Source organism: Escherichia sp. WS1152 (genome assembly GCF_046487665.1).
GTDB lineage: Bacteria > Pseudomonadota > Gammaproteobacteria > Enterobacterales > Enterobacteriaceae > Escherichia > Escherichia coli.
The window spans coordinates 1-4,476 of record NZ_JBJQJA010000047.1; the positions used below are offsets into that span (position 1 = coordinate 1).

Consider the following 4,476-nt stretch of genomic DNA (forward strand, 5'->3'; position numbering starts at 1 on the left):
CACCACCCCGTCAGTAGCTGAACAGGAGGGACAGCTGATAGAAACAGAAGCCACTGGAGCACCTCAAAAACACCATCATACACTAAATCAGTAAGTTGGCAGCATCACCCAGTTTGGCATGGGAATTCTCCTCTCACATGCGGCCTCCATCAGGCCGTGCCGCACCTGTAACCGGGCGACCGCATACGAATGCAGGTGCGGCCCCGAAGCCGCAGCGCGTGGAGGAGGAACGACGAAACGTGACCGGGTGAGGAGGCCGGCGACAGCGACACACTTGCATCGGATGCAGCCCGGTTAACGTGCCGGCACGGCCTGGGTAACCAGGTATTTTGTCCACATAACCGTGCGCAAAATGTTGTGGATAAGCAGGACACAGCAGCAATCCACAGCAGGCATACAACCGCACACCGAGGTTACTCCGTTCTACAGGTTACGACGACATGTCAATACTTGCCCTTGACAGGCATTGATGGAATCGTAGTCTCACGCTGATAGTCTGATCGACAATACAAGTGGGACCGTGGTCCCAGACCGATAATCAGACCGACAACACGAGTGGGATCGTGGTCCCAGACTAATAATCAGACCGACGATACGAGTGGGACCGTGGTCCCAGACTAATAATCAGACCGACGATACGAGTGGGACCGTGGTCCCAGACTAATAATCAGACCGACGATACGAGTGGGACCATGGTCCCAGACTAATAATCAGACCGACGATACGAGTGGGACCGTGGTCCCAGACTAATAATCAGACCGACGATACGAGTGGGACCGTGGTCCCAGTCTGATTATCAGACCGACGATACAAGTGGAACAGTGGGCCCAGAGAGAATATTCAGTCCAGTTATGCTTTCTGGCCTGTAACAAAGGACATTAAGTAAAGACAGATAAACGTAGACTAAAACGTGGTCGCATCAGGGTGCTGGCTTTTCAAGTTCCTTAAGAATGGCCTCAATTTTCTCTATACACTCAGTTGGAACACGAGACCTGTCCAGGTTAAGCACCATTTTATCGCCCTTATACAATACTGTCGCTCCAGGAGCAAACTGATGTCGTGAGCTTAAACTAGTTCTTGATGCAGATGACGTTTTAAGCACAGAAGTTAAAAGAGTGATAACTTCTTCAGCTTCAAATATCACCCCAGCTTTTTTCTGCTCATGAAGGTTAGATGCCTGCTGCTTAAGTAATTCCTCTTTATCTGTAAAGGCTTTTTGAAGTGCATCACCTGACCGGGCAGATAGTTCACCGGGGTGAGAAAAAAGAGCAACAACTGATTTAGGCAATTTGGCGGTGTTGATACAGCGGGTAATAATCTTACGTGAAATATTTTCCGCATCAGCCAGCGCAGAAATATTTCCAGCAAATTCATTCTGCAATCGGCTTGCATAACGCTGACCACGTTCATAAGCACTTGTTGGGCGATAATCGTTACCCAATCTGGATAATGCAGCCATCTGCTCATCATCCAGCTCGCCAACCAGAACACGATAATCACTTTCGGTAAGTGCAGCAGCTTTACGACGGCGACTCCCATCGGCAATTTCTATGACACCAGATACTCTTCGACCGAACGCCGGTGTCTGTTGACCAGTCAGTAGAAAAGAAGGGATGAGATCATCCAGTGCGTCCTCAGTAAGCAGCTCCTGGTCACGTTCATTACCTGACCATACCCGAGAGGTCTTCTCAACACTATCACCCCGGAGCACTTCAAGAGTAAACTTCACATCCCGACCACATACAGGCAAAGTAATGGCATTACCGCGAGCCATTACTCCTACGCGCGCAATTAACGAATCCACCATCGGGGCAGCTGGTGTCGATAACGAAGTATCTTCAACCGGTTGAGTATTGAGCGTATGTTTTGGAATAACAGGCGCACGCTTCATTATCTAATCTCCCAGCGTGGTTTAATCAGACGATCGAAAATTTCATTGCAGACAGGTTCCCAAATAGAAAGAGCATTTCTCCAGGCACCAGTTGAAGAGCGTTGATCAATGGCCTGTTCAAAAACAGTTCTCATCCGGATCTGACCTTTACCAACTTCATCCGTTTCACGTACAACATTTTTTAGAACCATGCTTCCCCAGGCATCCCGAATTTGCTCCTCCATCCACGGGGACTGAGAGCCATTACTATTGCTGTATTTGGTAAGCAAAATACGTACATCAGGCTCGAACCCTTTAAGATCAACGTTCTTGAGCAGATCACGAAGCATATCGAAAAACTGCAGTGCGGAGGTGTAGTCAAACAACTCAGCAGGCGTGGGAACAATCAGCACATCAGCAGCACATACGACATTAATCGTGCCGATACCCAGGTTAGGCGCGCTGTCAATAACTATGACATCATAGTCATGAGCAACAGTTTCAATGGCCAGTCGGAGCATCAGGTGTGGATCGGTGGGCAGTTTACCTTCATCAAATTTGCCCATTAACTCAGTTTCAATACGGTGCAGAGCCAGACAGGAAGGAATAATGTCAAGCCCCGGCCAGCAAGTGGGCTTTATTGCATAAGTGACATCGTCCTTTTCCCCAAGATAGAAAGGCAGGAGAGTGTCTTCTGCATGAATATGAAGATCTGGTACCCATCCGTGATACATTGAGGCTGTTCCCTGGGGGTCGTTACCTTCCACGAGCAAAACACGTAGCCCCTTCAGAGCCAGATCCTGAGCAAGATGAACAGAAACTGAGGTTTTGTAAACGCCACCTTTATGGGCAGCAACCCCGATCACCGGTGGAAATACGTCTTCAGCACGTCGCAATCGCGTACCAAACACATCACGCATATGATTAATTTGTTCAATTGTATAACCAACACGTTGCTCAACCCGTCCTCGAATTTCCATATCCGGGTGCGGTAGTCGCCCTGCTTTCTCGGCATCTCTGATAGCCTGAGAAGAAACCCCAACTAAATCCGCTGCTTCACCTATTCTCCAGCGCCGGGTTATTTTCCTCGCTTCCGGGCTGTCATCATTAAACTGTGCAATGGCGATAGCCTTCGTCATTTCATGACCAGCGTTTATGCACTGGTTAAGTGTTTCCATGAGTTTCATTCTGAACATCCTTTAATCATTGCTTTGCATTTTTTTATTAAATCTTGCAATTTACTGCAAAGCAACAACAAAATCGCAAAGTCATCAAAAAACCGCAAAGTTGTTTAAAATAAGAGCAACACTACAAAAGGAGATAAGAAGAGCACATACCTCAGTCACTTATTATCACTAGCGCTCGCCGCAGCCGTGTAACCGAGCATAGCGAGCGAACTGGCGAGGAAGCAAAGAAGAACTGTTCTGTCAGATAGCTCTTACGCTCAGCGCAAGAAGAAATATCCACCGTGGGAAAAACTCCAGGTAGAGGTACACACGCGGATAGCCAATTCAGAGTAATAAACTGTGATAATCAACCCTCATCAATGATGACGAACTAACCCCCGATATCAGGTCACATGACGAAGGGAAAGAGAAGGAAATCAACTGTGACAAACTGCCCTCAAATTTGGCTTCCTTAAAAATTACAGTTCAAAAAGTATGAGAAAATCCATGCAGGCTGAACCGCCCCGGGAATCCTGGAGACTAAACTCCCTGAGAAAGAGGTAAACAGGATGACTAAAAATACTCGTTTTTCCCCCGAAGTCCGTCAGAGGGCGATTCGTATGGTTCTGGAAAGTCAGGGCGAATATGACTCACAGTGGGCGGCAATTTGTTCCATTGCCCCAAAGATTGGCTGTACACCGGAGACTCTGCGTGTCTGGGTACGCCAGCATGAGCGGGATACCGGAGGCGGTGATGGCGGGCTCACCACCGCTGAACGTCAGCGTCTGAAAGAGCTGGAACGTGAAAATCGTGAACTGCGCCGCAGTAACGATATCCTTCGCCAGGCTTCCGCTTATTTTGCGAAGGCGGAGTTCGACCGCCTCTGGAAAAAATGATGCCACTGCTGGATAAGCTGCGTGAGCAGTACGGGGTCGGACCGCTATGCAGCGAACTGCATATTGCCCCGTCAACGTATTACCACTGTCAGCAACAGCGACATCATCCGGATAAACGCAGTGCCCGTGCGCAGCGCGATGACTGGCTGAAGAAAGAGATACAGCGCGTATACGATGAAAATCATCAGGTGTACGGTGTGCGTAAAGTCTGGCGTCAGTTGTTACGGGAAGGTATCAGAGTGGCCAGATGCACTGTGGCACGTCTCATGGCGGTTATGGGACTTGCCGGTGTTCTCCGGGGTAAAAAGGTCCGTACGACCATCAGCCGGAAAGCCGTTGCCGCAGGCGACCGCGTAAACCGTCAGTTCGTGGCAGAACGACCTGACCAGCTGTGGGTGGCTGATTTTACTTACGTCAGCACATGGCGGGGCTTCGTCTATGTGGCGTTCATCATTGATGTGTTTGCCGGATACATCGTGGGGTGGCGGGTCTCATCGTCTATGGAAACGACATTCGTGCTGGATGCTCTGGAGCAGGCGTTATG

The 4,476-nt window shown here is 49.2% G+C and carries 3 protein-coding genes, 1 pseudogene and 1 other annotated feature; of the genes and pseudogenes, 1 reads left to right on the forward strand and 3 read right to left on the reverse strand.

Going from position 1 to position 4,476, the window contains the following annotated elements:
* From ACJHW7_RS25120 to sopA, 3 genes are all read right to left on the reverse strand, one after another.
* The coding region (locus ACJHW7_RS25120; RefSeq protein WP_129692851.1) for an IS1 family transposase at positions 1-54 on the reverse strand (54 nt) is incomplete at its 3' end.
* An 865-nt stretch (positions 55-919) separates the two neighbouring features.
* Entirely contained in the window at positions 920-1,891 is a 972-nt protein-coding gene (locus ACJHW7_RS25125) for a ParB/RepB/Spo0J family plasmid partition protein (protein ID WP_000817031.1), read from the reverse strand.
* Positions 1,891-3,057: a plasmid-partitioning protein SopA gene (gene sopA, locus ACJHW7_RS25130; protein ID WP_000772446.1), complete on the reverse strand. Its 1,167-nt coding sequence runs from the start codon at positions 3,055-3,057 to the stop codon at positions 1,891-1,893. The genes ACJHW7_RS25125 and sopA overlap by 1 nt, the downstream gene beginning before the upstream one ends.
* Positions 3,058-3,605: 548 nt before the next feature.
* Between sopA and ACJHW7_RS25135 the strand changes: the two are divergent.
* Positions 3,606-4,476 (forward strand): annotated as a pseudogene (locus ACJHW7_RS25135) (IS3 family transposase); the annotation flags it as partial.
* Positions 3,887-4,003: a sequence feature (AL1L pseudoknot), on the forward strand. It overlaps the preceding pseudogene by 117 nt.